Origin of the sequence: Candidatus Nitrospira nitrosa, from assembly GCF_001458735.1 — a bacterium.
GTDB lineage: Bacteria > Nitrospirota > Nitrospiria > Nitrospirales > Nitrospiraceae > Nitrospira_D > Nitrospira_D nitrosa.
Genome location: NZ_CZQA01000013.1, coordinates 157,837 through 180,696, shown reverse-complemented (window position 1 = coordinate 180,696; position 22,860 = coordinate 157,837). Strand labels below are relative to the sequence as shown.

Below are 22,860 nucleotides of genomic sequence, written 5' to 3'. Positions count from 1 at the left end.
CCCATCTCGAAGGCTCCGGTCAAGAGGGCACAGCCGATCATGCCCTCCGTATCCTACAAACGGGGCGAGGTCTCCGACGACGTCTTCCCTCGCCATGGTGGTCGCGTGACTCCGTCGCATCCCGGTTGTCGTCGTCAGCAGTGTCAGCTCGGATTTGAGCCGCACCAGTCACCCATCAGGATCAAGGCGTGGGAGCGAGCCCCGTCGGGGATCCACTCCAGCCCCTGGCACCTCGTGCCCCAGACAACCGTCGGTTCCCGGCCGTGTCCAGCATACCTACGCACAGGACGTCTGGCTACCAGCGGGCTGGCGCCAACCCCATCATGGCTCACGGTCGAGGCGTCTCAGTCCCCACGCCAGTGGCGAGGGAGTTGAAGGGGGAAGACCGGGGCTAATCGGGAGTGCGAGGTGTGGCCTCAACCCCTTTGCGAGCTCCCAGCTCCCCCCAGCTCTGCCGCGCCTAGCCAAAAGCGCGGGACAGATCGAATGGCACCTGCGCACGGAGCATGTGATAGCAGGCCCGCGCCAATTTATGGGCCACGGCCTTCAGCGCCACAAGGGGATGCGTCCGTGCCTGCTTGCGCTGATAATACGTGCGAATCACGGCCTCATAGCGAATGGCGAAGTGCGCCGCCTCGATGAACGCCCAGCTTAAATACTTGTTGCCGTTCTTCGTGTTGCCAGCCCCTTTGCGTTTGCCGTTACTCACATGTTCGCTGCCGACACAGCGACAGTAGGAGGCGAAGTGTCCCACGGTCGCAAACCGCCGCAGGTCACCGGCTTCCAGGAGAATGGTGCCCGCCAAGATCGGCCCGATTCCGGGGACGGTCTGTAAGAGCACATAGCCCGGCTGAGTCCGCCCCGCTTCCCGAACCGTGCCCTCAATCGTGTGAATCTCGTGCTCCAGACATTGCAGCACAGCCAACGAACTGCTGACCGATTGCACATGTTCGGGAAATGGCACAAGTGCCTGAATGCCCTCTGGGGTGAGCTGTCGAAGCCGAGGGAGGGAGAGCCGATTGCCAGTCAGTCGTGTCAGCAGGCTTTGTAGGCTCAGCACGACCATGGTCTTGTGCCGAACCAACTGACTGCGCTTCCGCAACAAGTCCCGCACGGCCCGTTCCGCTTTGGGGTAAATGTACCCGGTAGGGAGCAAACCTAGCCGGAGTAAATGGGCTAACCACTGCGCATCGTGTTGATCGTCAACATGCTTGAGCCCACTATACTGCGGCAGGGCTGGTGCATGAGCGAGGTGGACCCGGTACCCTGCTTCCATGAGCCCGTCGACTAACCAGTACCAATTATAGGTGGACTCAACGACCACGCCCTGCAGCGTGGTCTGATACGGTGTTAAGGCCGTGAAGATCACGGCCAGGTCATTGCGGAGGCGTTTCTGATACAGCACTCGATCCGCTTCATCAATCACGACCAGCACACTATTCGTGGCATGGAGATCAATGCCCGCATAACACATCATCGCAACCTCCTCGGTTAAAGTGGATGAGCCCGTCGCGTTAGCAACGACTCTACTCTTCAAGAGAGGAGCCTTCGAGATGATTATCGGGAGTCTTTATATCCTGCTCATCAGATGGCGAGAGTGTTACTCTGTGCGTCAGGTAGGGGACATAATTGAGGTCGAGAGTTGTAATTGAGTAGTCTTTTAAAATGAACATTATTGTGGTTAGGATTAAATGACATCTAGAGATCTCACGCGTACGTGGAAGTATGGACTCTGGCCTATTTACATGCCGGAGCAAGGTGTGAGCTTCTTTGGGTGGTTAGTCTGCTACGGTGGAGAATAGTTGATTGCAGCAATGTAGCGCTGATACCAGCCATTGGTAACATAGAAAGGCTTGCGTCATTATTGAGAAGCGGAAAGGGTAGTAGGTTGAGGAGGTGCTTTATGGTAGAGTCTAATTCGAGAGGCAGCGTCGATCAGTGGGCGGATACGAGCACACAGGCGCTTGTCGCTGAGTCAGGGTTCTTTGGGTCGGCGTTCACGTATGTTCTTGCCCCGCTGAGGCATAGCGTGAAGACCAAGAAGCTGTTTGCTAGTTTTCGCCTGATCTCGCAGGACTGTGGGCAATAAGCTTAGGTGGCCAGGTGTCTTCACTAGGATATTCGGACAGGAAGGATCACGTTTATGCGATATGTTCTATGGTTGCTAACGAGTGTCTTCGCCATTATCCCATTCTCAGGATCAGGGTTCTGCGAGTCAGGTCCAAGTAAGCCGGATGCCGGTAAGTCGCCCACTGATATTCCCATGTTGTCTACCACGGTCCTGCAGACTGAGAAGGCAGTCAGTCAGGCGATGATGGACAAGCTGTCCAATGCGGTCAGCAGTGAATATGTGATCGGTGCCGAAGATGTATTGGACATTACCGTCTGGAGGAATCCAGACTTGTCCAGACAAGTGCAGGTACGTCCTGATGGGAGATTTTCAATGCCGATCATTCGGGATGTCGTTGCCGTGGGAAAAACGCCCACCAAATTGGCTGATGAAATGACGAATCGACTCAAAGAATATGTCCAAAATCCTGTCGTTGCAGTTACCTTGAAGGAGGTCAATAGCTCCAATATCTTCTTGCTCGGCGAGGTTGCGAGTCCTGGCAAGTATCCGCTGAAGAGCAAGACGACGCTCTTGCAGGGCATTACCATAGCGGGAGGCTTTAAGGAGACTGCGGCGAGAAATCAGATCGTCATTTTTCGGTTTACGGACGTTGCTCCAGGGCTGAAGCGATTCACGGCGAGTTACGACGATATTGTACTCCGAAGCGGAATCGCGGATAACTTTGAACTCAAGCCTGGTGATACGCTCGTGGTTCCAAGCGAATCAATGGTGGTGTTCCCTGGTCGATAGGGTAAGGAAAGGGAGAGGGAAGACTGGTAGAAACGACTGAGGTGAATGAGCTGGCTCGGCAAAAGATGGAATACCCGAGTAGTTCAAGCTGACCACGCCTCTGAATTATCTGCGACCGATAGCACAAGGTGTTCCAATACAAAGCGAAGGTCGAGGCAAATCTTTACTCCGTGGCAGGGATAATGGACCGGAACCGAGTCTGGATGAGAATCGCTGGCTAGATTAGTTGAGACTACTTGTCCAGAAGGAAGTGAAAGAGGTCGGGGTTGGAGGGAGCTATGTTCTGGTTGGATTGTCGCCTTGCGTGCTTGTCGTACGACTCGTAAAGGGTTGGGAAGATCGATCAGCCATGTGTAGATAGAGATGCCTGCCTGAATTTATACCGCTCGGAAAGCTTAAAGACTGGGCGATCCGTTATTACTGCGCGATTAGGATTTCGGAGGTATGAGGCGTCGTCTCGCGCCGCCTTGGACGATGACGAACTCATAGAGCCGACATTCCAACGCTCCGTTGAAGAGAGGAATACGTTTCGATGGCGTGAGTCCGATCAGCTTCGGCACGCGGGCGTCGCCGGTCAGCACATAGGCACGCCATCCGGCGAAGCGCTGTTTCAGCCAATCGCCCAGTTTTGGGTAGAACGATTCCAGTTCGTCCCGTCGGCTGAGACGGACGCCATAGGGTGGGTTGATGACCATTACTCCCTGTGCGGCGGGTGCTAAGAGGTCAAGTATATCACTCTGCTTTAACCGAATGTCGTCGGCAATTCCAGCGCCTTGAAACGTTCGCTGCGCAATCTCTACCATCGCGGGGTCACGATCAGAGGCATAGATGGCGGACGGGGCGGCGGCTACTTGTTTGGCCCTAGCTGCTTCGCGTTGCCGTTCCCATTGTGTCGCGTCGTGGGTCAGCAGCCGCTCAAAGCCAAAATTCCGCGCGATGCCTGGCGCGACCTGACGAGCCATAAGAGCGGCTTCGAGTGGAATCGTCCCGCTCCCACACATGGGATCGAGCAACAGGTCATGGGGCGTCCAGCCGGTGAGACGCAGGATGCCTGCCGCCAAATTTTCCCTGAGCGGCGCTTCGACGGGGCCCAGTCGATGGCCGCGCTTAAACAGAGGCTCACCGGACGTATCCAGGTAGAACGTGACGGTGCTCTGATCGAGAAAGGCATCGACCCTGATGTTGGGACGTTGCGTATCGACGCTGGGTCGCTTGTGCTGTGCGGCGACAAATTTATCGCAGATCGCATCTTTGATCCGGAGGGTCAGAAAGTCCAGGCTGGGGAGAGGACAACGACGGGCGCTCACCTTTACTTTGATCGTCTGTGTGGGGGTGAACCAATCAGGCCAGGCTAGTGCGTACGCGGCGTGGTAGACATCCTGTTCCGTTTTGTAAGCACGCTGGCCGACTTCCCACAGGACGCGACTGGCGATGTGTGACTTGAGATTGATCCAATACGTGGTCGACCAGGGTGCGTTGAAGCCGACACCCCCTTCGGTCTTGGTCGTCATCGGTACACCGAGGCTCTGAAGTTCCGCCTCGAGTATGCCTTCTAACCCGCGCGGGCAGGGTGCGAAGAACCGCTGTGTTGTGCTATCCATCCTTACCCATTATCGTTGTGAAAACCCACCGTGAAATTCTGTGGGGCCCCGGTCGGTTAGAAGATCCCACCCTGCGGCAATGTGTTGCGCTACGTCTGCGTGCACTGCCAGGTGATTCATACCCATGATCCGAAGATCGTTGCAGGTCGTACTTCCAAGTGGGAGGGCCGGATTTTCCTGTGTTGGTGAGTGATCGATCCGTGGCCTGGCTTCTGTACCTTTCCCGTCGGATTCAGGGAGATCGGGGAGACAACAGAAGAGGCGTTGGCCGTAGCGGTGATTCTCTTGCGCTATGCTGTATTGAGCATGCCGAACATCGGCCAGGGTGACATGGTGTTTCATGGTAGGATGCTCATGCCGATAGTCGGTGTCGAGGCTGAAAGCCTGGAAGTGGAGCCTTTCAAGTGGGAAGATGATTTTCTCGCTTGTGGCCGAGGCGCTTCGTTTCTAGGTGCGCGATTTCCAGACAGGCTCGTTCCCTCTTCAGCTGAGTTCCGTGCTCGAATGCTGTCCCAGCGAGGGTGGTGCTCATCGTTCAGTGGCTACCTCAATCCTGATCGTGGAATGATCGCGTGGATGTCGACGAGCTGTTCCGTGCGGTCGATTGCATAGAAGATCCGCCAGTCCCCCACGGCATATTTGCAGAGCCCCGGAAGGTCATCTGCAATGGGTTCATGGCGCAGATTGTCGATGTTGGACGCCAACCACTTCGCCTTGTCGAGCAGCCGTTGGGCCATGGGTTGGTCAATGCCGGCGAGATCTTGAGCAATGCCGGGTTGAAAGGCGAGGCGGTACCAGGGCATCGTGTTCTACCACCGAAGGCCGAGTCGCTCCGCCACGTCTTCGCCGGAGAGGCGCGAGCTGTTCGCGAGTGACTCCTTGAGTCGGGCCCGGAGTGAATCGCCGAGTCGAAGGCCAAGATCAGGATCTCCGATCAACTCACGAACGCGATCGTCTACGAGGCCTTGGACCAGTTCCTTCAATTGTTCCATCGACAACGATGAGACATCCATCAAACGAGAATACGGGTCAGGAGGACTGGAATGCAATGGGTGGACTGTAATGCCAGCATCAGCCAAAGAACGACTGATTCATCCGGTTTCTTGGGGCAACCGCTTCGCGTCCAGGTCTCGTCTCTATGGTGGCGTGGAATGAATGGCGCTTCACGTATGCCAGAGGGATCATCTATCCCAGTCTGCCGAGGCGCGATTGGAGAATGCTGATGGTTGCGATGGCGGCGGTTTCCGCGCGGAGAATCTGTCGACCAAGGGTCATGGGTTCGACTTCTTGCCGCTCGGCGATCTCTCTTTCTTCCTTGCTCCACCCTCCCTCAGGCCCGATCAAGACGAGTAGGGAGCCGCTCGTGTCTTGAGGAAGTGTGATGGTCTGCAAACTTTTCCCGTCGTGGCGCTCAGTAAGCATGAGGATCATGGAAGGTGTCCGATCGTGTGAAAGCGCCGTCGTGAACGATTGTGGCCTGGCGATCGTTGGTATGCGCCACTGTTCTGATTGTTGGGCGGCTTCCACCGCGATCCGTTGCCATCGAGTGAGTTGATGATCGAGGCGATCAGCTTTGAGTTGTACGACACTATGCCGACTTTCAATCGGGATAATCTCGTGTACGCCGAGTTCGGTGGCCTTTTGAATGACCCAGTCCATTTTCTCACCCTTGAGTAGTGACTGGCCAAGGATCAGGCGAGGCGCCACGTAAAGAGGCTCTTGAATGGTTTCAAGGATCTGTCCGATGATCGTCTGTTTGGAGACGGCATCGATTTCTATGCGGTATCTGGTGCCTTGGCCATCACTGAGCCAGAGAGTGTCGCCGACGGCGACACGGAGGCTATCCTTGAGGTGCGTCAGGAGTTCGCCAGCTAGTGAAATGGTGGGAGGTGTGACACACTCAGCAGAAACGAAAAATACAGACATGGGGACACTAGAGATTCAGGAAGGACCGTCCGGCTACTCGAAAAACGTCTTCATCTTATCGAAGAAGCCGTCGCCATTGGCTTCCATGGACATGCCGCTTTCTTTGGCGTACTCCATCAGCAGCTCTTTTTGTCTCGCCGTCAGTTTGGTGGGAATTTGGATCTTCATCGTATAGGTCTGGTCGCCGGTCGTCCCTCCCTTGAGACTGGGAATCCCCAACCCCTTTATGCGGAGGACCTTATCATGTTGAGTGCCTGGCGGAACTTTGATGACGGTGTCCCCCTTGAGGGTCGGCACTTCCACTTTCCCTCCGAGTACAGCCGTGACCAGGTTGATTGGGACGTCGCAGGCGATGTCGAGCCCCTTTCGCTGAAAGATCTGATGAGGTTTGACGGTAATGGCGACGTAGAGATCACCAGGGGGGCCGCCATTGGGACCATGCTCGCCTTCATTGGAGAGCCGTAGCCGCATACCGGTTTCGATTCCAGCTGGAATGTGGACAGCAATGGCACGCTCCTTATACACCCGTTGACGTCCCTGGCAAGTCGCACAGGGTTCCGTGACGAGGTGTCCGGTTCCTTCACATTGTCCGCAGGGGCGGCTGACGCTGAAAAACCCCTGTTGAAAGCGAATCTGCCCCGCGCCTTTACAGCTGGCACAGGGCTTAATGGCTGCCGCGGACTTTGCTCCCGTCCCTTTACAGTCGGTACAGAGTTCCCACCGTGGAATCTTAAGCTTGGCTTCTTTTCCGTAAACTGATTCCTCAAACGTGACTTCCAGGTTGTATTGGAGATCGTTGCCACGTTCGGCTCGACCGCCTCCACCGGCTCTGGCCTGGCCGAAGAAATCTTCGAAAATATCGTTGAAGACGTCACCGAATCCGCCCCGTCCGAAATCAAATCCGTCAAAGCCAGGGCCACCCTGTTGGGCTCCGGCATGGCCGAACATATCGTAGCGCTTCCGCTTCTCCTGATCGCTCAGGGTTTCATAGGCTTCGTTGATTTCCTTGAACTTTTCTTCAGCAGATTTTTTCTGCTGTTCGCCGGTATGCAGGTCGGGGTGATGCTGGCGGGCTAATTTGCGATAAGCTTTCTTCAGCTCGTCGTCCGAGACATTCCGATCGACACCGAGGGTTTCGTAGTAATCGCGTTTGGACACGGCAGCCATTATGCGTGAACGGTGACGCGCCCGAGTTCTCGAGTACGTCGAGAGCTCGGGCGCCTTGATGCGTTATTCTAGGCTATTTTTTGTCTTTGTCCACTTCTTCAAATTCTGCGTCGACGACTTTTTCATCCGGTTTTGCGTCACTAGCACCGTCAGTTGCCGAGGCCCCCGGTTGTGGACCGGCTGAGGCCGCAGTTTTCTTGTACATTTCTTCGGCTAATTTGTGTGACGCCGTCATGAGCGATTGTGTCGCAGATTCGATGGCCTCGGCATCGGTGCCCTCTAACGCTTTCTTGAGGGCCGCAACCGCGTCCTGGATCTTCGTTTTGTCATCGGCGGAGATCTTGTCACCGTACTCGGTGATATTTTTCTCGGTTTGATAGACCAGATTGTCACCCTGGTTTTTGGCTTCCGCCAATTTGCGCCGCTTCTTGTCGTCTTCGGTATGCGACTGGGCATCCCGAACCAGCTTCTCGACCTCATCTTTGCTCAGGCCGCTTGAAGCCGTGATCTTGATAGACTGCTCTTTTTGAGTGGCCAAATCCTTGGCGGACACATGGACAATGCCGTTTGCATCAATATCAAAGGTGACTTCGATTTGTGGCATGCCGCGAGGGGATGGTGGAATCCCCACCAAATCGAATTGTCCCAGCAGCTTGTTGTCATTTGCCATTTCCCGTTCACCCTGGAAGACGCGAATGGTCACTGCTGTTTGGTTGTCGGCTGCGGTTGAGAAGACTTGGCTCTTCTTGGTCGGAACGGTCGTGTTGCGTTCGATCAGTTTGGTAAATACGCCGCCGAGCGTTTCAATACCCAATGACAAGGGCGTGACGTCCAAGAGCAACACGTCCTTGACCTCGCCCTTGAGGACACCGCCTTGAACACCGGCTCCGATGGCGACGACTTCATCCGGATTGACGCCGCGGTGCGGCTCTTTTCCGAAGAAATCTTTCACAACCTGAATCACTTTCGGCATACGGGTCATACCACCGACCAAGACGATTTCTTGGATGTCTTTGGCCGTGACGCCGGCATCGGACAGGGCTTTGCGGCAAGGTTCGATCGTCCGTTGAATGAGATCGTCGACCAGCTGTTCCAGCTTGGCCCTGGTCAGCTTGGTGACCATATGCTTGGGGCCGCTGGCATCCGCGGTAATGAATGGGAGATTGATTTCGGTTTCTTGAGACGATGAGAGTTCGATTTTGGCCCGTTCAGCCGATTCCTTCAGGCGCTGGAGGGCCATCCGGTCTTTCCGTAAATCGATCCCTTGGTCTTTCTTGAATTCGTCGACCAGCCAGTCCATCACGCGGAGATCGAAGTCGTCTCCACCGAGATAGGTATCTCCGTTGGTAGACTTCACTTCGAAGACGCCTTCGCCGATTTCCAGGACGGACACGTCGAAGGTGCCTCCGCCCAAGTCGTATACGGCGATCCGTTCATCCTTCTTCTTGTCCAAGCCGTAGGCCAGCGAAGCCGCTGTCGGCTCATTGATAATGCGGAGCACGTTCAACCCGGCGATCTGACCCGCATCTTTGGTTGCCTGGCGCTGACTGTCATCGAAATAAGCAGGAACGGTCACGACGGCCTCGGTGACCTTTTCACCGAGATAGTCTTCCGCCGTCTGCCGCATCTTCTGCAGAATCATGGCGGATACTTCCGGCGGGCTATAGCTCTTGCCGCGCAACTCCACATGAGCATCGCCGTTGTCGGCTTCGACTACCTTGTACGGGAGCCGCTTCATGGCTTCTTGGACTTCGCGGCTCTTAAACTTGCGCCCCATCAGTCGTTTGACTGAGAAAATGGTGTTCTCCGGATTAGTAATGGCTTGACGTTTGGCGATCTGGCCGACCAGACGCTCACTCTTGTCGGTGATGGCCACGACGGAAGGAGTGGTTCGACTTCCTTCGGCGTTGGCGATCACGACAGGGTCGCCGCCGCTCATAATTGCCACACAAGAGTTGGTGGTTCCGAGATCGATACCGATAACTTTACCCATTGGTAGACTCCTTCCTTCTCGACAACGACGACAGGGAATCAGTACGCTGTCGCATCCTATTCGCTTGCTTGGGGTGGGCCGGACGACACGCTGACCATGGCGGCTCGCAACACTCGGTCATGCAATCGGTACCCTTTCTGAAACTCCTCTAAGACACGATTGGCCGGCATCTCGGTGGATGGTCCGTACGAGACGGCTTGATGTGTGTGGGGATCGAACTCCTGTCCAGTCGACTCGATGGCCTGCACACCGAATTTGGACAAGACGCCGGACAGTTGCTTGAGTGTCAATTCCACACCCTGGATGAGTGCCGAATCGCTTCCATTTGTCTGAGCCGCCTTGATTGCCCGTTCCATGTTATCGACAACCGGCAGGAGCTCTTTCAGCAGTTGTTCGTTGCCGAATCGAATTTGTTCGCGCTGATCACGCTGTGTCAGCCGCTTATAATTCTCAAATTCTGCTGCCAACCGGAGATACTTCTCATTGAGCGCAGCGCATTCTTCAACCTTAACGGCGAGGTCGTCTTGCGTCGAGGATGAGGCGGTCGATGTCTCAGGTGAGACCTCTTCTAAGTTCTCGATTGTATTAGCGTTTGGTTTTTCGTGTGTGTGATCTTCAGTCATATGGATACCTGTACAGCGTTGGAGATATCCATAAGCGGAAGGAAGTCAACGGGTCATTGGAAAATAAAATGAGACGGGTGAGGGAATCTTTACACCCAGTGAGTTGGATAAGTCCCATGGGCCCGGCGATACAGCAGTTCGAGTCCTTGGAGTGTCAAGAACGGCTCGATATGCTGAATGGATCGCGCCTCTGATGCGATTACCTGGGCCAATCCACCCGTTGCGATCACAAACGAGGAATGTCCCATTTCGGTTTCAATGCGGTGAACAAGGGTGTCCACCAGACCGGCATACCCAAAGATGAGCCCCGACTGAATGCTGCTGGCGGTATCGGTGCCGATGACGGTTTTGGGACGGGCAAGCTCCACCTTACTCAGCTTGGCTGCCCGGCTAAACAGCGCTTCAGCAGAAATTCCCAAACCCGGTGCGATCACGCCCCCCAGATATTCGCCGGTGCCGCTGACGGCACAGAAGGTCGTCGCGGTGCCGAAATCAACGATGATGAGATCTCGACGAAACTTCTCATAGGCAGCAGCCGCATTCACAATCCGATCGCTGCCGATCTCCTTCGGGTTGAGGTACTTCATGGTGAGCCCGGTCTCAAGATCGGATGAGACGGTGAGAGGCGTGCAGCCAAAGGATGTTTCCACCATCGATTCAAATGTTTCCGTAAGAGCCGGCACGACACTCGAAATGATCGCACCGGAGATATGCTCAGGGATTCGGCCGTTCCTAGCCATCAGGCTGAGGCAGAGGACACCATATTCGTCGGCCGTCGTCTTGGGGTCGGTGGCTAACCGCCAGTGGTTCAGGAGCGTCGGCCCCTCAAAGATTCCCACGACGATGTTGGTATTGCCGATATCGATCGCCAGCAGCATGGGATTCATTGTACTTCGGGCGGCCTGCTTTCGCTACTCTCTCAGATGAATCACATCGGCGGCGCGGACATCGATGAGCGCGGGCGGTTGCGTGCGGGGGGAAGCAGAGAGAGGACGTACCTGTAAGGCGCCGTCGGCCGAGAGCGTTTCCGCCGTGCCCAGGATCCGCTGATCGTTGGCGAACTGGACCTTCACCTGACGGCCTAATGTGGCACAGCGAGCGAGGTAGGCCTGCCGCAGGCTGGTCGGCCCATGAGACTGCAGCTCGTCCAGACACTGTTCAAGCTCCCACAGAAGTTGGGCGAGGAGCCGATTCCGATCGATCGGTTGCGGCACGGTTTCGATCAATGAGGCGGCAATGGGACGCAAATCTTCCGGGAATGATTCGAGCGGGACGTTCACGTTCAGCCCGATTCCAATGATCACGATCGGGCCGTTGGTCGTCGTCATGGTGCTTTCGCAGAGAATCCCACCGACTTTACGGTCCTGAAGAAGCAGGTCATTGGGCCATTTCAGAGCGAGGGGCGCAGTAGTACTGTGTCGAGTCGCCTCGGCGACCGCCAGTGCTGTGACCAGCGGTATCCAGGATAACCATTGTGCAAGGGGGAGGCTCTGGCTGTTCCTGCGAACGACGATGGAGCAATAGATGTTATATCCGGGCGGGGAAAACCAGGTGCGCCCATGTCGTCCGTAGCCGCCTGATTGCTGTTCGGCCGCCACCACTGTGCCGTGCGCGGCGCCCTGTTGCGCAAGCGAGCTGGCTTCTCGATTGGTTGAAGGGAGATCCTGATACAGATATAGGGTCTGTCCCAGCGCCGTGGTAGCCAGGGTACTGCGAATCGCTTCGATGTCGAGCGGAGCAGAGGACGCCATGGGTCAGCGATGCCGGCGTCGTGCACGTACAGTCGATGTCATGACGAGACTGACCGTGGCAGCCGGAGCAGAATGGGTCAAGGCTCCGATGGAAATTCGATCAGCGCCGGCCGCCGCCATGGCACGGACATTGTTCAGCGTGATCCCTCCCGATACTTCCACCAGGGCCCGATTGTTAATGAGCGCGACGGCGCGTCGGACCATGTCCGGCGTCATGTTGTCCAGTAAAATCACGTCGGGTTTTCTCGCCAACGCTTGCCGAACCTCGGAGAGGGACTCCACCTCGACAATGATCGGGAGTGTAGGCGATCGACGGCGCTCCGCGAGTCGACAGGCCTCTTCCACCGGCCGTCGATGCCGTCGAAGAAGGGCGAGATGGTTATCCTTGATCAGAATGCCGTCGCTCAGGGAGTACCGGTGATTGGTTCCACCACCGAGCGCCACGGCCCATTTCTGAAGCTTGCGCCAGCCGGGAAGTGTTTTTCTAGTGTCCAGGATACTGACTGAGTAATCGCGCACGGCTCGACAGAATTGCTGCGTCACGGTGGCGATCCCCGAGAGATGTTGAAGAAAGTTCAGAGCAACCCGTTCGGCTTGTAAGATGGACCGTCCGTCTCCTTCGATCTGAAGCAGCAGCTCTCCGTTCTTCGCGTGCTCACCGTCCCCCTTGGAGACAGAGAGTCGTAGGGCAGGATCAACCATGAGAAAGGTCTGGACCGCGGCGGCCATTCCGGCAACGACCAAAGGCCGTTGAGCGATGATCGTGGCTCGCGCCGGTACCGGAGTCGCAAAGAGCGCAGCGGTGGTGGCGTCTCCCTGGGCAAGATCTTCATCGAGTCCCTGGCGCACGGCCCGTCGGATTTCTGCGGCAGGAAGTGTGACCATCGGTCAGGCTCCGAGCATCGTGCGGAGCTGCTGTTGGCTGTCGGCCAGTAAGGCTCGATCACGTGAGAGGGTCTGTCGCCGATCCTGATGCTCGGCAATTACGTCGGGCGGTGCTTTCGAGGTGAACTCCGCGTTTTTCAGCTTTCCGTCGATTCGTTGCAATTCCTTGTCCGTTTCCGCGATTTGTTTATCCAAACGTTCGATGGCTTTCTGGAGATCGACGTCTTCCGCGACGGGGATGCCTACCGAGAGGCCCTCTGCGATGAGTCGTAGCAATCTGGTCGTCGGCCAATCATGCGGCCGACCGATGTCGACGCGACCACGACTCAGATGGGTGATATACGGCTGTAACTGGCTAAGCTGGTGTTGCCTGGCCGGGTCATCGTGCCCGACATGAAACGTGATCTGCTGTCCCGGCGGATAATTCAGGAGAACTCGGGCGGTCCTGGCAAGTCCCACCGTGTGTTCCAATAAGGAAAAGTCCTGTTCAGTCTCAGACGAGACCCATGCCTGGTCGACAACCGGATAGGTCTGCACGACAATACTCTCGCCCTGATGGGGGAGCGTTTGCCAAATCTCTTCTGTGAGGAACGGCATGAAGGGGTGGAGTAGTCGCATGGTGGTTTCCAGCGTCTCCACGAGCGTATGGCGCGTGCTGGCTCCATCCGGGTGTTCGGGACTTTGGAGGACCGGCTTGATCAATTCCACATACCAGTCGCAGTACTCGTGCCAGAAGAATTGATAGAGTGCCGTTGCAGCCCGGTCAAATCGGTAGGACTCCAACTCCGTCGTGACGACTCGGATCGTATGGGCAAGTCGGCTCAGAATCCATCGGTCGGGGAACGTTCGTTGCGCCGGAGGAAGGGTGACGCGTGGGCCGTCGAGGTACATCAATGCAAATCGCGCGACGTTCCAAATTTTATTCGCGAAATTGCGATACCCCTCAATCCGCTCTTCCGCCAATTTCACGTCCCGTCCTGGCGACGCCATTGAGGCGAGTGTAAATCGGAGCGCATCGGTCCCAAACTCATTCATGACGTGAAGGGGATCAATCACGTTACCCTTCGACTTGCTCATTTTCTTGCCCTCGGCGTCGCGGACGAGTGCATGGATGTAAACGTCTTTGAAAGGGACGTCACCCATGAACTTGAGCCCCATCATGATCATGCGCGCGACCCAGAAGAACAAGATGTCGAGACCGGTGACCAGCGTCGAGGTGGGGTAATAGGTCTTGAGTTCAGGTGTGTGATCGGGCCATCCCAAGGTTGAAAACGGCCAGAGTGCGGACGAAAACCAGGTATCGAGAACATCGGGGTCTCGATAGAGATCGGTCCCGCCGCACGACGGACACGTCGCCGGTGCGGTCCTGGAGACGATTGGCGAGGCTCCCGACAAGATCGCTGTTCGGCTCTCAGTTCTGACTACCTGCTTGACGTTGCACGACAAGCAGTACCAGGCTGGAATTTGGTGGCCCCACCAGATTTGGCGGGAGATGCACCAGTCTTTAATGTCACGCATCCAGCCGAGGTAATTATTGGTCCAACCCTCCGGAATGATACGGATACGCCCCTCTTCGACCGCTGCGATGGCCGGTTCGGCCAACGGCTTGATCTTGACGAACCACTGTGGTGACAGATAGGGCTCGACCACGGTTTTACATCGGTAGCACTTTCCCATGGCCATCTTATGGTCATCGACCTTGACCAGGTGTCCACGCTCTTTCAGCAGCGCCTCAACTTTGGGCCTGGCTTTTGAGACGGGCAGGCCCTGCAACTGGTCGATGACGATGGGATCCACGCCGGCTGCGCGCAGACCGTCCGCCTCGAGCAGGGCGTGATGGTCGAGGATCGCGAGTCGCGGGAGCGCATGTCGTTCTCCTGCTTCGTAGTCGTTGAAGTCGTGCGCGGGAGTGATTTTGACGGCGCCGGTTCCGAATTCACGATCAACGAGGAGTGCATCTCCGACGATGGGGATGGTTCGATTCGTCAGAGGGAGGCGGACCTGTTTGCCGATGAGATGCATAAACCGTTCATCGTCCGGGTGGACCGCGACCGCAGTATCGCCGAGCAGCGTTTCGGGTCTGGTTGTGGCGACGGTGAGATGAATGGTTGGATTCTCCGCGAGCGGGTAATCGATGGAATACAGCTTCCCCTTCGTGTCCTCGTGTTCGACCTCAATATCCGACAGTGCGGTGAGGCAGCGGGGGCACCAATTGATCAACCGTTCGCCGCGATAGATCAGCCCATCCTCGTGGAGCCGGACGAACACCTCGAGTACGGCCTTCGATAATCCTTCGTCCATCGTAAACCGGAGCCGGTCCCAGTCGCAGGATTCACCGAGCTGCTTCTGCTGGTTGACGATAGTGTTGCCCGACGTCCCCTTCCATTGCCAGACGCGCTCGATGAACTGATTCCGTCCGAGCGTCTCTCTGGAAAGACCTTCGGCCATCAGCTGCTTTTCGACGACATTCTGTGTGGCGATCCCGGCATGGTCCGTTCCCGGAAGCCAGAGCGTGTTCCGTCCCTGCATCCGGCGCCAGCGGATCAAGATATCTTGGAGAGAATGATTCAGGGCGTGGCCGACGTGAAGCGATCCCGTGACATTCGGCGGGGGGATGACAATGCAATAGGGCTGACCTGAGTGCTGAGGCGAGGCGTGGAAATAGCCGCGTGTGAGCCATTCGTGCGACCATCGTGTTTCGACAGCTTTCGGGTCGTAGGTTTTTTCGAGTTGAGATGCAGCCATAGGTGTTGAGTCCCAGTGTGCGGGCGGCATCTTAGCATGTCTGTGCGGCTGAGAACATGGTGTGAGTCTCAGCTTGTAGCGAGGAGTGGCATATGCTATACAGTCGCGCACCCAAGTGATCACCACTTTATTGTAGGGAGGACCATGGCACGAGGTCGTGAAAAGGATCGGAAGACGCGCAAGAAGCATCGGAAGAATGTCAAGCGGGTGAAAGCCCTGGCGAAGGCTCGACGAGGGAAAAAGGGGAAGAAAAGCTAGAGTTTTGCAGAACGCGAAGTTTCTTCGGTCTCGATCAGTCGTTTGATTTCCGCTTTGATCTGCTGTTCCGCGACATCAGGGACGATGCGCTGAACAGCCTGTTCAACGGCGAGGCCAACCGAGGCTTTGACTGCGGTTTCAACCACGAGTGGCGTTTGTTTCACCACTTCCAGGTGAACCGCATCGGTAACCTGCTGATTGATCGTTCCTACCTGTTCCCGCACAACGGCGGGTAAGTCCTGATGAACGACGGATTGCATTTGTTCTCGAACCAACTGCGCGAGAGGTTCTGCGAGCGGAGGTTTGAAGAGATCCGTAACGGCTTGTCGAATGATCGGTTCGCTGGTCGCGAGTTCTTTTCGGATCACTGCGGGCAATGCTTCAGCAACAAGCGGTTGAATGATCGTCGTGAGATATTCCTGAGACAGAATGCTTCCCAATTGGACCTGGAGCTCCTGCTGAACGAGCGGCCGTACTTGTGCTCCCCATTGCTCATTCAGTATTTTCGGTAATGACACAGCCAGGCTCCGCTCGCTTCGCGTGGTCATGGCCTGTATGAGTTGGTCAGCGAGGCTCCTCACGACATCGTCGGAAGCCGAGGGGGTGATCAGTGGAGTCGGTGCGGTAGCGGGGGTGCTGAGAGGCTGGTTCATAGGCTCCTCCAAACCGGTGAGAACGGACACCTGGTCAGTTTCGTCATCCTCGGAATCGGCCCCAGTTGAGCTCGGCGGCCAGACACGCCGTTTCAGGCCTGTGCTGGTTGCAGTGCTCGTCTGGTGCTGTTGAAGAGATCTCAGTACAGTCAGTAATTCTTCCGTGTGGAAGGGCTTCTTCAGGAATGCCTTGACACCCAATGTGCGGAGATGGTTCTCGTCCGGGTGATCAGCCGGATTGACCAAGGAGATGAGAGCGGTTTCGGCGAGGGTGTCCAATTTGCCGATCTCCTTACAAAACCCTGAAAAGGTCATGTTGTCGAGCTGGTAGTCGGCGATGATCAGAGACGGGGCGCTTCGTCGAGCGGCTTCAAGTGCGGCTGGGCCATCTTGAAACCCTTGAACCTCGAACCCTTCCGGAGTGGAGATCTGTTCGACCAGTCGTCGGACGGCGGGGCTGCTATCTACGACAAAAATCGGCGATGCCATGGAACGCACTCCATCTTTTTGGGGTTTCTTCGAAGCTAACAAGGGGGGTATGCTTTGTCAAGAAAACCAGCAATACAGAGATGGGTGAGTTGACGAGGTCGTTCGGAATTCGACGTTGTTTACTACTTGGATGTATAGGAGTCACGCGATGAGTTCCTCGATACGTGTCGTATTTTTTGATGCCGCCGATACCCTGTTTCATGTGCACGGGTCGGTCGGTGAGATCTATCTTCGGCATGCGATCGAGTTCGGATTTTTACAGAAACCGGACTCGTTATCAGCGATCAAGCAAGCATTTAGCCGAGCGTTCCGCGAGGCGCCGCCACCGGTGTTTGCCACGGCGGATCCGGTACGGCTCAAGCAGAGCGAACGATTATGGTGGTTCGATATCGTCCACAACGTCTTTTATCGTGTCGGAATGTTTGAGCGGTTCGACGAGTTTTTCGACCACGTATTTCGTGTGTTCGAGGATCATGGATCCTGGCGGTTATTTCCTGAAACGGTTTCCACGCTGACTCGGCTGAAGGCGCAGGGGTTGGAGTTGGGGATTATCTCAAATTTTGATTCCAGGATTTTTGGCGTGTTGCGGGGACTTGGCATCGCTGAAGCGTTCGATACCGTGACGATTTCGAGTTTGGCCCAGGCGGCAAAACCGGCTCCACAGATCTTTCACAGCGCCTTAGAAAAGCATGCCGTGGATCCGGAAGAGGCGCTGCATATCGGTGACAGTCTTCGAGAGGATGTGGAGGGTGGAAGAAAGGCCGGACTGCATGTCGCGCTGGTGAACCGTGACGGGAGTACACAACCGGGCGACGTTCCATGCATCACGAGCCTGGTGGAGCTATTCCCATTACTCGATCGGATCAAGTAGGAGCGGAACGAGGTCTTTGGCACGACCTTGCAGCGAGACATCGACAGACGAGGATTGCGGTGTGGGATCCACGTTGATTTCAACGACGAATGCGCCGGCTTCCTTGGCCACAGCAGCAAAGCCAGCGGCCGGATAGACGACGCCAGATGTGCCGATGACGAGCAGAAGGTCGCAGCGTCTCAGGACCGTGGCGCATTGCTCAAGATCCGCCGCGAGTAGGGATTCCCCGAACCAGACGATATGCGGACGCAGCAGAGCCCCGCATTGGGAGCAGGACGGGAGGATGGAAATTGGGACGTCTCGGTTCTCGTCCACTGCGTTGCAACCGGTGCAGCGGACTTTCCAGATATTGCCGTGAATCTCCGAGAGATTCCGTGAGCCGGCATCTCGATGCAAGCCGTCGACGTTTTGTGTCACCAACCAGAAGGCCGGAGCGCGACGTTCTAATTCTACAACTGCGACGTGGGCAGCATTCGGCTGCTTCGTCGCGATCAGCTCGCGCCGCCAGTTGTACCACTCCCACACCAGTTTCGGGTCGCGCTCAAATGCTTCCGGTGTGGCGAGATCTTCCGCCCGGTAGTGACGCCATAACCCGTCTGCGCCGCGAAACGTCGGCACGCCGCTGTCGGCCGAAATGCCCGCACCGGTCAGCACGGTGATGTTCCGAGCCGTGGCGAGGTGTTGTCTTACAAGTCCAAGATGTGAACCAGGTGCCATGCTCTGTCCGGTCTTCTCCGGGCGGGCTGCGTCGTCGCACAGCCGCATGCTATAGTACCCTCCGTTCGCACGCAATATGAGGATAGGCGTATGAAACAGATTTTGATGGTCGGGGCTGGATCGGTTGGTGGATTTTTCGGGGCTCGACTGGCCAAGGTGAATCCCGACGTGTCGTTCCTATTGCGGCCCAAGACGCTGGCGGCCGTGAAACGGAATGGATTGACGATACGCAGTGCCGACGGAACCTTTACGGTGAGGCCACAGGTCGCCGTAGATGTACGTGAGCTTCCTCAGCCGGATCTGATCGTGCTCGCTGTGAAAGCCTATGATCTCGACGAAGTGCTGACTCAGCTCGAACCGGCCATCACGGAGAAGACGGTTATCCTGACGTTACAGAACGGAATCGATACCGAAGACAGGCTCCTGGCACGACTCCAACGCGATTGCGTCGTTGGTGGTGTGGCGTACATCTATTCGAAAATCGCAGCGCCGGGTGTGATCGACCATTACAAGAAAGGCACGGTCGCCATCGGCGAATTGATGGGATATGAGAGTGACCGCCTGCTTGCCATCCGTGATGTGTTTGCATCGGCGAACATTGCCTGTCATCTGTCCAAAGACATTCGTCGGAGTAAGTGGGAGAAGATGTGTTGGAATTGTGTCTTCAATCCGATCACCGTGCTCATCGACGATCATGTGGCGAAGGCACTCGACCATCCGGAAATGACGGGCGTGATCAGGCAGATCGTCGGTGAAGTTGCGGCGATTTCGGCGGCGATGAAGGTTCCGTTGCCGCCGGATATGCCGGAACGAGTCGTGAAAGCGACGCAGGAAATTCGCGATATTCATACGTCGATGTATGACGATTGGAAAGCGGGACGACGAACCGAGATCGACTACCTCAACGGCTTCATTGTTCAGAAGGGGCGGGAGCTTGGGATTCCCACGCCGGTCAACGAAGCCCTGACGGCGATGATCAAGGCGATCACGGAGAAGGAGCCGACCGGTCGTGGTCGAGTTCGGATCGAGGGGGCTGTCATCCAGTCGGTTGCCTTCGATCGTGTCGCACTTGCGGCGCTGCCCGCAGAGCATCAGCTGGATATTTCCACCGTCATGCCCGGGATGCAGGGGCTGGGGATTCGATTGAAGGGGCTCCTGGATGTTCCGGCATTGGCGATCGATGCAGATCATGTTGTCTTCCATGCATCGGACGGAACGTACTCGGCCTGTCTGACACTGCAACAGGCGAAAGAATTTGGGGTGTTGGTCTATGAGCTTCAAGGCACAGCGCTACCGGATGCGAACGGTGGGCCGTTCCGTCTGGTGACGCCGGGGCTGGGCGATCTCTGTGCCAATGTCAAAGGGGTCGCACGAATCGAAGTCACGAAGGGGCCGGGGAGAGATACAAGGCAAACGACCTGTCCTCCGACTCCATGACCTGGATGAGGGGAGATGGCACGAATCGTGGCCCTCGGCGCCAGTAACCTCACTCGGGGATTCCAAACCATCGTCTCGACCGCTCGATCGGTGTGGGGGCCGAAGGTCGAAATACTTGCAGCGTTTGGTCATGGACGATCGTATGGAGCACCGAGCCAATTTCTTTTTCGCACGCTGCCGGCCATTCTCAAGTCTGGTCTCTGGGCGGAGTTGGAGCGGCGTCCTCCGATGACCACGAGAGCACTTGTCACAGACGTCGGCAATGACACTCTGTACGGCTTTTCCGTCGAGCGAACGTTGGGCTGGGTCGAAGAGGTCCTTTGTCGTCTGGCTCAGGTGACACAGGATATCGTTCTCACGGGGTTGCCGCTTGCCGCGGTCTACCGGCTCTCACAGATCAAATTCCTTGCATTCCGTTCGATGCTCGTGCCGTCTTGTCGGCTTACGCTCAGCCAAGTCATCGACCGAGCCGAAGGTGTACACGAAGGGTTGATGAAGTTGTCCTCGGTCTATGGAGCGAAGTTTTTTCAACTTGATCCTGTTTGGTATGGATTCGATCCCATCCATGTGCGGCCGTCATACTGGCGCACAGCCTGGCCGGAGATTTTGGGAGAACGGGTTCTGGAATCGCAAGGGGCTCGATCAATGCTGGAGTCGGCTCGGTTATACCTGATGCGTCCTGAGCGTCGTTCGTTCTTTGGTATTGAACAGGTGAGGCCGCAGTTTGGGGTCACGCTTCGATCCGGCGGACAGGTATGGTTGTATTGATTGCTTCTGCTGTCATCACTCGACAGGCGGCTGTTGTGTGGTCGGACTTGCTTGCAGAGGGAGGGTGAATTGTCTGATTCAAAGTTTCACTATTCGATCTTCATCAAACGGGCTATCACAGGCCTCATTCTCGGCGGTCTCGCCGGCGCAATCCAGGTTTGGTTTTTTAAACGTGATCTCATGCATCTCTGGGCCTCGCTTGCGGCTGGCATGGTGTATATGGCCGCCTGGGTAACCCTCACGGATTGGCTCAAGCTGGCGGGGGGCAAGATTCTCCTTGGTGGAGTCTCAGGGTTGCTGGCAGCCATCGTGTGGTGGGCTATCGCGGTTCCTGCTGACAATGCCTTCATCCAAGCTGTCGTAGCCGGCACTTGTTTTGGGGCGGCCTTTGCCTGGTCGGATCAGCGAAGGACATGAATCGTTTCGTACTTGATATCAGGGGCGCTGACGTGTGATTGCCGCTCCCCTCATGGGTACAGGCGCAGATGCTCGTTTCTCGAGATATTGTTTGGATTCATATTGAGCCAAACCAGCTTGCCCACGAGTGTATGCTGGAGTATAGTGTCTTGTCATGATGTGGGTTGATAAACGCGAACGTCATTTGTTGCCCAAAGGACTGATCTATACCGCTCTGATTTGTTTTGTCTGTCTCTGCGTTCTGTCACAAATGCTTGGTGCACCAGTGACCTTGCTTAGTTTACTCACATCGGATACCCCGGTGGAATTACTCTCTGAAGACTTCTCCATTCTCCCCCTCATACCGGTACCAGTTGCACCGAGTCGTTCTACCTCCTATGCAGAGTTTGAACCGTCGTTCCACATCCCAATCTTTTCAATATCGGTCTTTCACCCTCCTCAGGGCTAGCATTTTTTTTCGAATTGCCTATCGATCGTAAAGACGGAACTCACTGAGGCGTTCCCACGTGGGTCATCGGGACTAAGCACGCTTCGTGTGGTGCGAGGATCGATGTGAGCCTGTGACGTCAAGCGTTCCTCCCCGGATGTAAGGAGTGACGAGGACGATGAAGGTAATAAGTGTTTATACTTGAGTTGTTCTGTTTACTGTAGATGGGCGGATTTTTAAATGTCTCGGGACTGTGTGCAGTGCACGAGCCAGTCGTCAACGAGCGCACTGTCATCGAGCCTGACAAGACGTGAAAAGCGGAGATATTACTCGATTTTAAGATTGAAGAATTCTTTGGGCACACTCAGCCGCCCGACTGTACGACGGCCCAGAAGCTGCAAAATGATCGAAGGAAGTTAGCCCCGCAGTTGTCGGCCCCAACGGGGTGAAGGTTCTAAGTCCGACGAGTCAGGCTATATATAACGGTGCCGACTCCGCCGAACCAATGCACCCGTGATGCTTGGTGTGAGAACACTCGGCTCTGTGTGTCAGGACATCAGGCAGTGAACTGAGTATCTCTGCCATGGGAGGCTTACAAATGATTTCTGTCACGGATAGGTTTAGAAGTAAGCGTGTTTTCGTATGGACGCTGTTTGTCGCAAGCTCATGGTTCTTCCTGCAGACAGGATCTGTGTCTGATAGTGAGACCTGCACAGGCCCCGGTGGGGCTGTCGGCGTTCTTGCTATGCAGGAGGACACCGCTCCTCAACTGCAAGGTATGCCTATTCCAAACAGCACCAGGAAGGACAATCGGACTGACTCAATGGAAACACTTAGCAGCTCTCTTAAACATGCATCCATCTTATTGCACAGAGCGGCAAATGCGATAGAAAAGGATAACGCCCTGGCAGTGCAACTCATCCGGGAAGTGATCTCTATTCTCAGACACCAAGTAATCCCGGCACTTCTCGATCGCAACTCAATATTGGTTCCCATTCGTTCGCTATTACAGGGGTCTGTGCTGGGAATGGATCATGAGGAGTCCATGCATCACCTCAGTCAATCGCTTGTTCAGCAGGAGTCGTCCCCCTCAAACAAGAGAGGAACCTGAAGCTGTGACAGGCAGACTGGATATCGTCTATGACCGGAGAGACCTGGGTTGCAAATTCTCGGAGTTCTCACTCAATGGACTTAAGCGGAGAGCAGAATGAGTGATAATATTCATGCGAAACCATTAGAAAGTCTTTCGGGGACACTTTGTGCAGCGTGCCG

At 55.9% G+C, this 22,860-nt stretch carries 21 protein-coding genes; 6 read left to right on the top strand and 15 right to left on the bottom strand.

Annotation, left to right across the window (positions count from 1 at the left end; genetic code table 11):
• Window positions 1-460: 460 nt before the first annotated feature.
• Window positions 461-1,477: an IS110 family RNA-guided transposase gene (locus COMA1_RS19500; protein WP_090742717.1), complete on the bottom strand. Its 1,017-nt coding sequence runs from the start codon at window positions 1,475-1,477 to the stop codon at window positions 461-463.
• Window positions 1,478-1,903: 426 nt separating this feature from the next.
• Here COMA1_RS19500 and COMA1_RS19495 point away from each other — a divergent pair, with 426 nt between their 5' ends.
• A complete protein-coding gene (locus COMA1_RS19495) occupies window positions 1,904-2,089 on the top strand; it encodes a hypothetical protein (RefSeq protein ID WP_090751203.1) in 186 nt (61 codons plus the stop codon).
• Window positions 2,090-2,143: 54 nt separating this feature from the next.
• A complete protein-coding gene (locus tag COMA1_RS19490) occupies window positions 2,144-2,860 on the top strand; it encodes a polysaccharide biosynthesis/export family protein (RefSeq protein WP_090751202.1) in 717 nt (238 codons plus the stop codon).
• Window positions 2,861-3,288: 428 nt separating this feature from the next.
• Here COMA1_RS19490 and COMA1_RS19485 read toward each other — a convergent pair whose 3' ends face one another.
• The 13 genes from COMA1_RS19485 to COMA1_RS19425 all read right to left on the bottom strand — a co-directional run bounded on the left by COMA1_RS19485 (window position 3,289) and on the right by COMA1_RS19425 (window position 16,951).
• Window positions 3,289-4,461, bottom strand: coding sequence for a THUMP domain-containing class I SAM-dependent RNA methyltransferase (locus COMA1_RS19485; protein ID WP_090751201.1), 1,173 nt, complete (start codon window positions 4,459-4,461; stop codon window positions 3,289-3,291).
• A gap of 9 nt (window positions 4,462-4,470) precedes the next feature.
• Complete coding sequence (locus COMA1_RS19480) at window positions 4,471-4,803, bottom strand: hypothetical protein (protein ID WP_090751200.1); 333 nt, start codon at window positions 4,801-4,803, stop codon at window positions 4,471-4,473.
• Between the two features lie 200 nt (window positions 4,804-5,003).
• Window positions 5,004-5,264, bottom strand: a complete 261-nt coding sequence (locus COMA1_RS19475) for a type II toxin-antitoxin system RelE family toxin (protein ID WP_090751199.1) — start codon at window positions 5,262-5,264, stop codon at window positions 5,004-5,006.
• 6 nt (window positions 5,265-5,270) lie between these two features.
• Window positions 5,271-5,453 (bottom strand): hypothetical protein, encoded by a 183-nt coding sequence (locus tag COMA1_RS19470; RefSeq protein ID WP_090751198.1) that lies wholly within the window; start codon window positions 5,451-5,453, stop codon window positions 5,271-5,273.
• Window positions 5,454-5,646: 193 nt separating this feature from the next.
• Window positions 5,647-6,387 (bottom strand): 16S rRNA (uracil(1498)-N(3))-methyltransferase, encoded by a 741-nt coding sequence (locus COMA1_RS19465; RefSeq protein ID WP_090751197.1) that lies wholly within the window; start codon window positions 6,385-6,387, stop codon window positions 5,647-5,649.
• 33 nt (window positions 6,388-6,420) lie between these two features.
• Window positions 6,421-7,545, bottom strand: coding sequence for a molecular chaperone DnaJ (gene dnaJ, locus COMA1_RS19460; protein WP_090751210.1), 1,125 nt, complete (start codon window positions 7,543-7,545; stop codon window positions 6,421-6,423).
• An 82-nt stretch (window positions 7,546-7,627) separates the two neighbouring features.
• Window positions 7,628-9,547: a molecular chaperone DnaK gene (gene dnaK, locus COMA1_RS19455; protein ID WP_090751196.1), complete on the bottom strand. Its 1,920-nt coding sequence runs from the start codon at window positions 9,545-9,547 to the stop codon at window positions 7,628-7,630.
• A 56-nt stretch (window positions 9,548-9,603) separates the two neighbouring features.
• On the bottom strand, window positions 9,604-10,170 hold the full coding sequence (gene grpE, locus COMA1_RS19450) for a nucleotide exchange factor GrpE (RefSeq protein ID WP_090751195.1): 567 nt from the start codon (window positions 10,168-10,170) through the stop codon (window positions 9,604-9,606).
• An 89-nt stretch (window positions 10,171-10,259) separates the two neighbouring features.
• Complete coding sequence (locus COMA1_RS19445; RefSeq protein ID WP_090751194.1) at window positions 10,260-11,048, bottom strand: type III pantothenate kinase; 789 nt, start codon at window positions 11,046-11,048, stop codon at window positions 10,260-10,262.
• Window positions 11,049-11,081: 33 nt separating this feature from the next.
• A complete protein-coding gene (locus tag COMA1_RS19440) occupies window positions 11,082-11,921 on the bottom strand; it encodes a biotin--[acetyl-CoA-carboxylase] ligase (RefSeq protein ID WP_090751193.1) in 840 nt (279 codons plus the stop codon).
• Window positions 11,922-11,924: 3 nt separating this feature from the next.
• Complete coding sequence (nadC, locus tag COMA1_RS19435) at window positions 11,925-12,806, bottom strand: carboxylating nicotinate-nucleotide diphosphorylase (protein WP_090751192.1); 882 nt, start codon at window positions 12,804-12,806, stop codon at window positions 11,925-11,927.
• Between the two features lie 3 nt (window positions 12,807-12,809).
• Window positions 12,810-15,551 (bottom strand): valine--tRNA ligase, encoded by a 2,742-nt coding sequence (locus COMA1_RS19430; RefSeq protein WP_090751191.1) that lies wholly within the window; start codon window positions 15,549-15,551, stop codon window positions 12,810-12,812.
• A gap of 254 nt (window positions 15,552-15,805) precedes the next feature.
• Window positions 15,806-16,951, bottom strand: coding sequence for a response regulator (locus COMA1_RS19425; protein ID WP_090751190.1), 1,146 nt, complete (start codon window positions 16,949-16,951; stop codon window positions 15,806-15,808).
• A 148-nt stretch (window positions 16,952-17,099) separates the two neighbouring features.
• Here COMA1_RS19425 and COMA1_RS19420 point away from each other — a divergent pair, with 148 nt between their 5' ends.
• The gene (locus tag COMA1_RS19420; RefSeq protein WP_176698200.1) at window positions 17,100-17,822 is read left to right on the top strand and encodes an HAD-IA family hydrolase; all 723 of its coding nucleotides are present in this window, start codon (window positions 17,100-17,102) and stop codon (window positions 17,820-17,822) included.
• Here COMA1_RS19420 and COMA1_RS19415 read toward each other — a convergent pair.
• Window positions 17,802-18,539 (bottom strand): NAD-dependent protein deacylase, encoded by a 738-nt coding sequence (locus tag COMA1_RS19415; RefSeq protein WP_090751209.1) that lies wholly within the window; start codon window positions 18,537-18,539, stop codon window positions 17,802-17,804. The two genes, COMA1_RS19420 and COMA1_RS19415, sit on opposite strands and share 21 nt — an antisense overlap.
• Window positions 18,540-18,629: 90 nt before the next feature.
• Between COMA1_RS19415 and COMA1_RS19410 the strand changes: the two genes are divergently transcribed.
• The 3 genes from COMA1_RS19410 to COMA1_RS19400 all read left to right on the top strand — a co-directional run bounded on the left by COMA1_RS19410 (window position 18,630) and on the right by COMA1_RS19400 (window position 21,161).
• The gene (locus COMA1_RS19410) at window positions 18,630-19,976 is read left to right on the top strand and encodes a 2-dehydropantoate 2-reductase (protein WP_090751188.1); all 1,347 of its coding nucleotides are present in this window, start codon (window positions 18,630-18,632) and stop codon (window positions 19,974-19,976) included.
• Window positions 19,977-19,991: 15 nt separating this feature from the next.
• Window positions 19,992-20,744 (top strand): hypothetical protein, encoded by a 753-nt coding sequence (locus COMA1_RS19405; protein WP_090751187.1) that lies wholly within the window; start codon window positions 19,992-19,994, stop codon window positions 20,742-20,744.
• A gap of 69 nt (window positions 20,745-20,813) precedes the next feature.
• A complete protein-coding gene (locus COMA1_RS19400; protein ID WP_090751186.1) occupies window positions 20,814-21,161 on the top strand; it encodes a hypothetical protein in 348 nt (115 codons plus the stop codon).
• The last annotated feature ends 1,699 nt before the right edge of the window (window positions 21,162-22,860 follow it).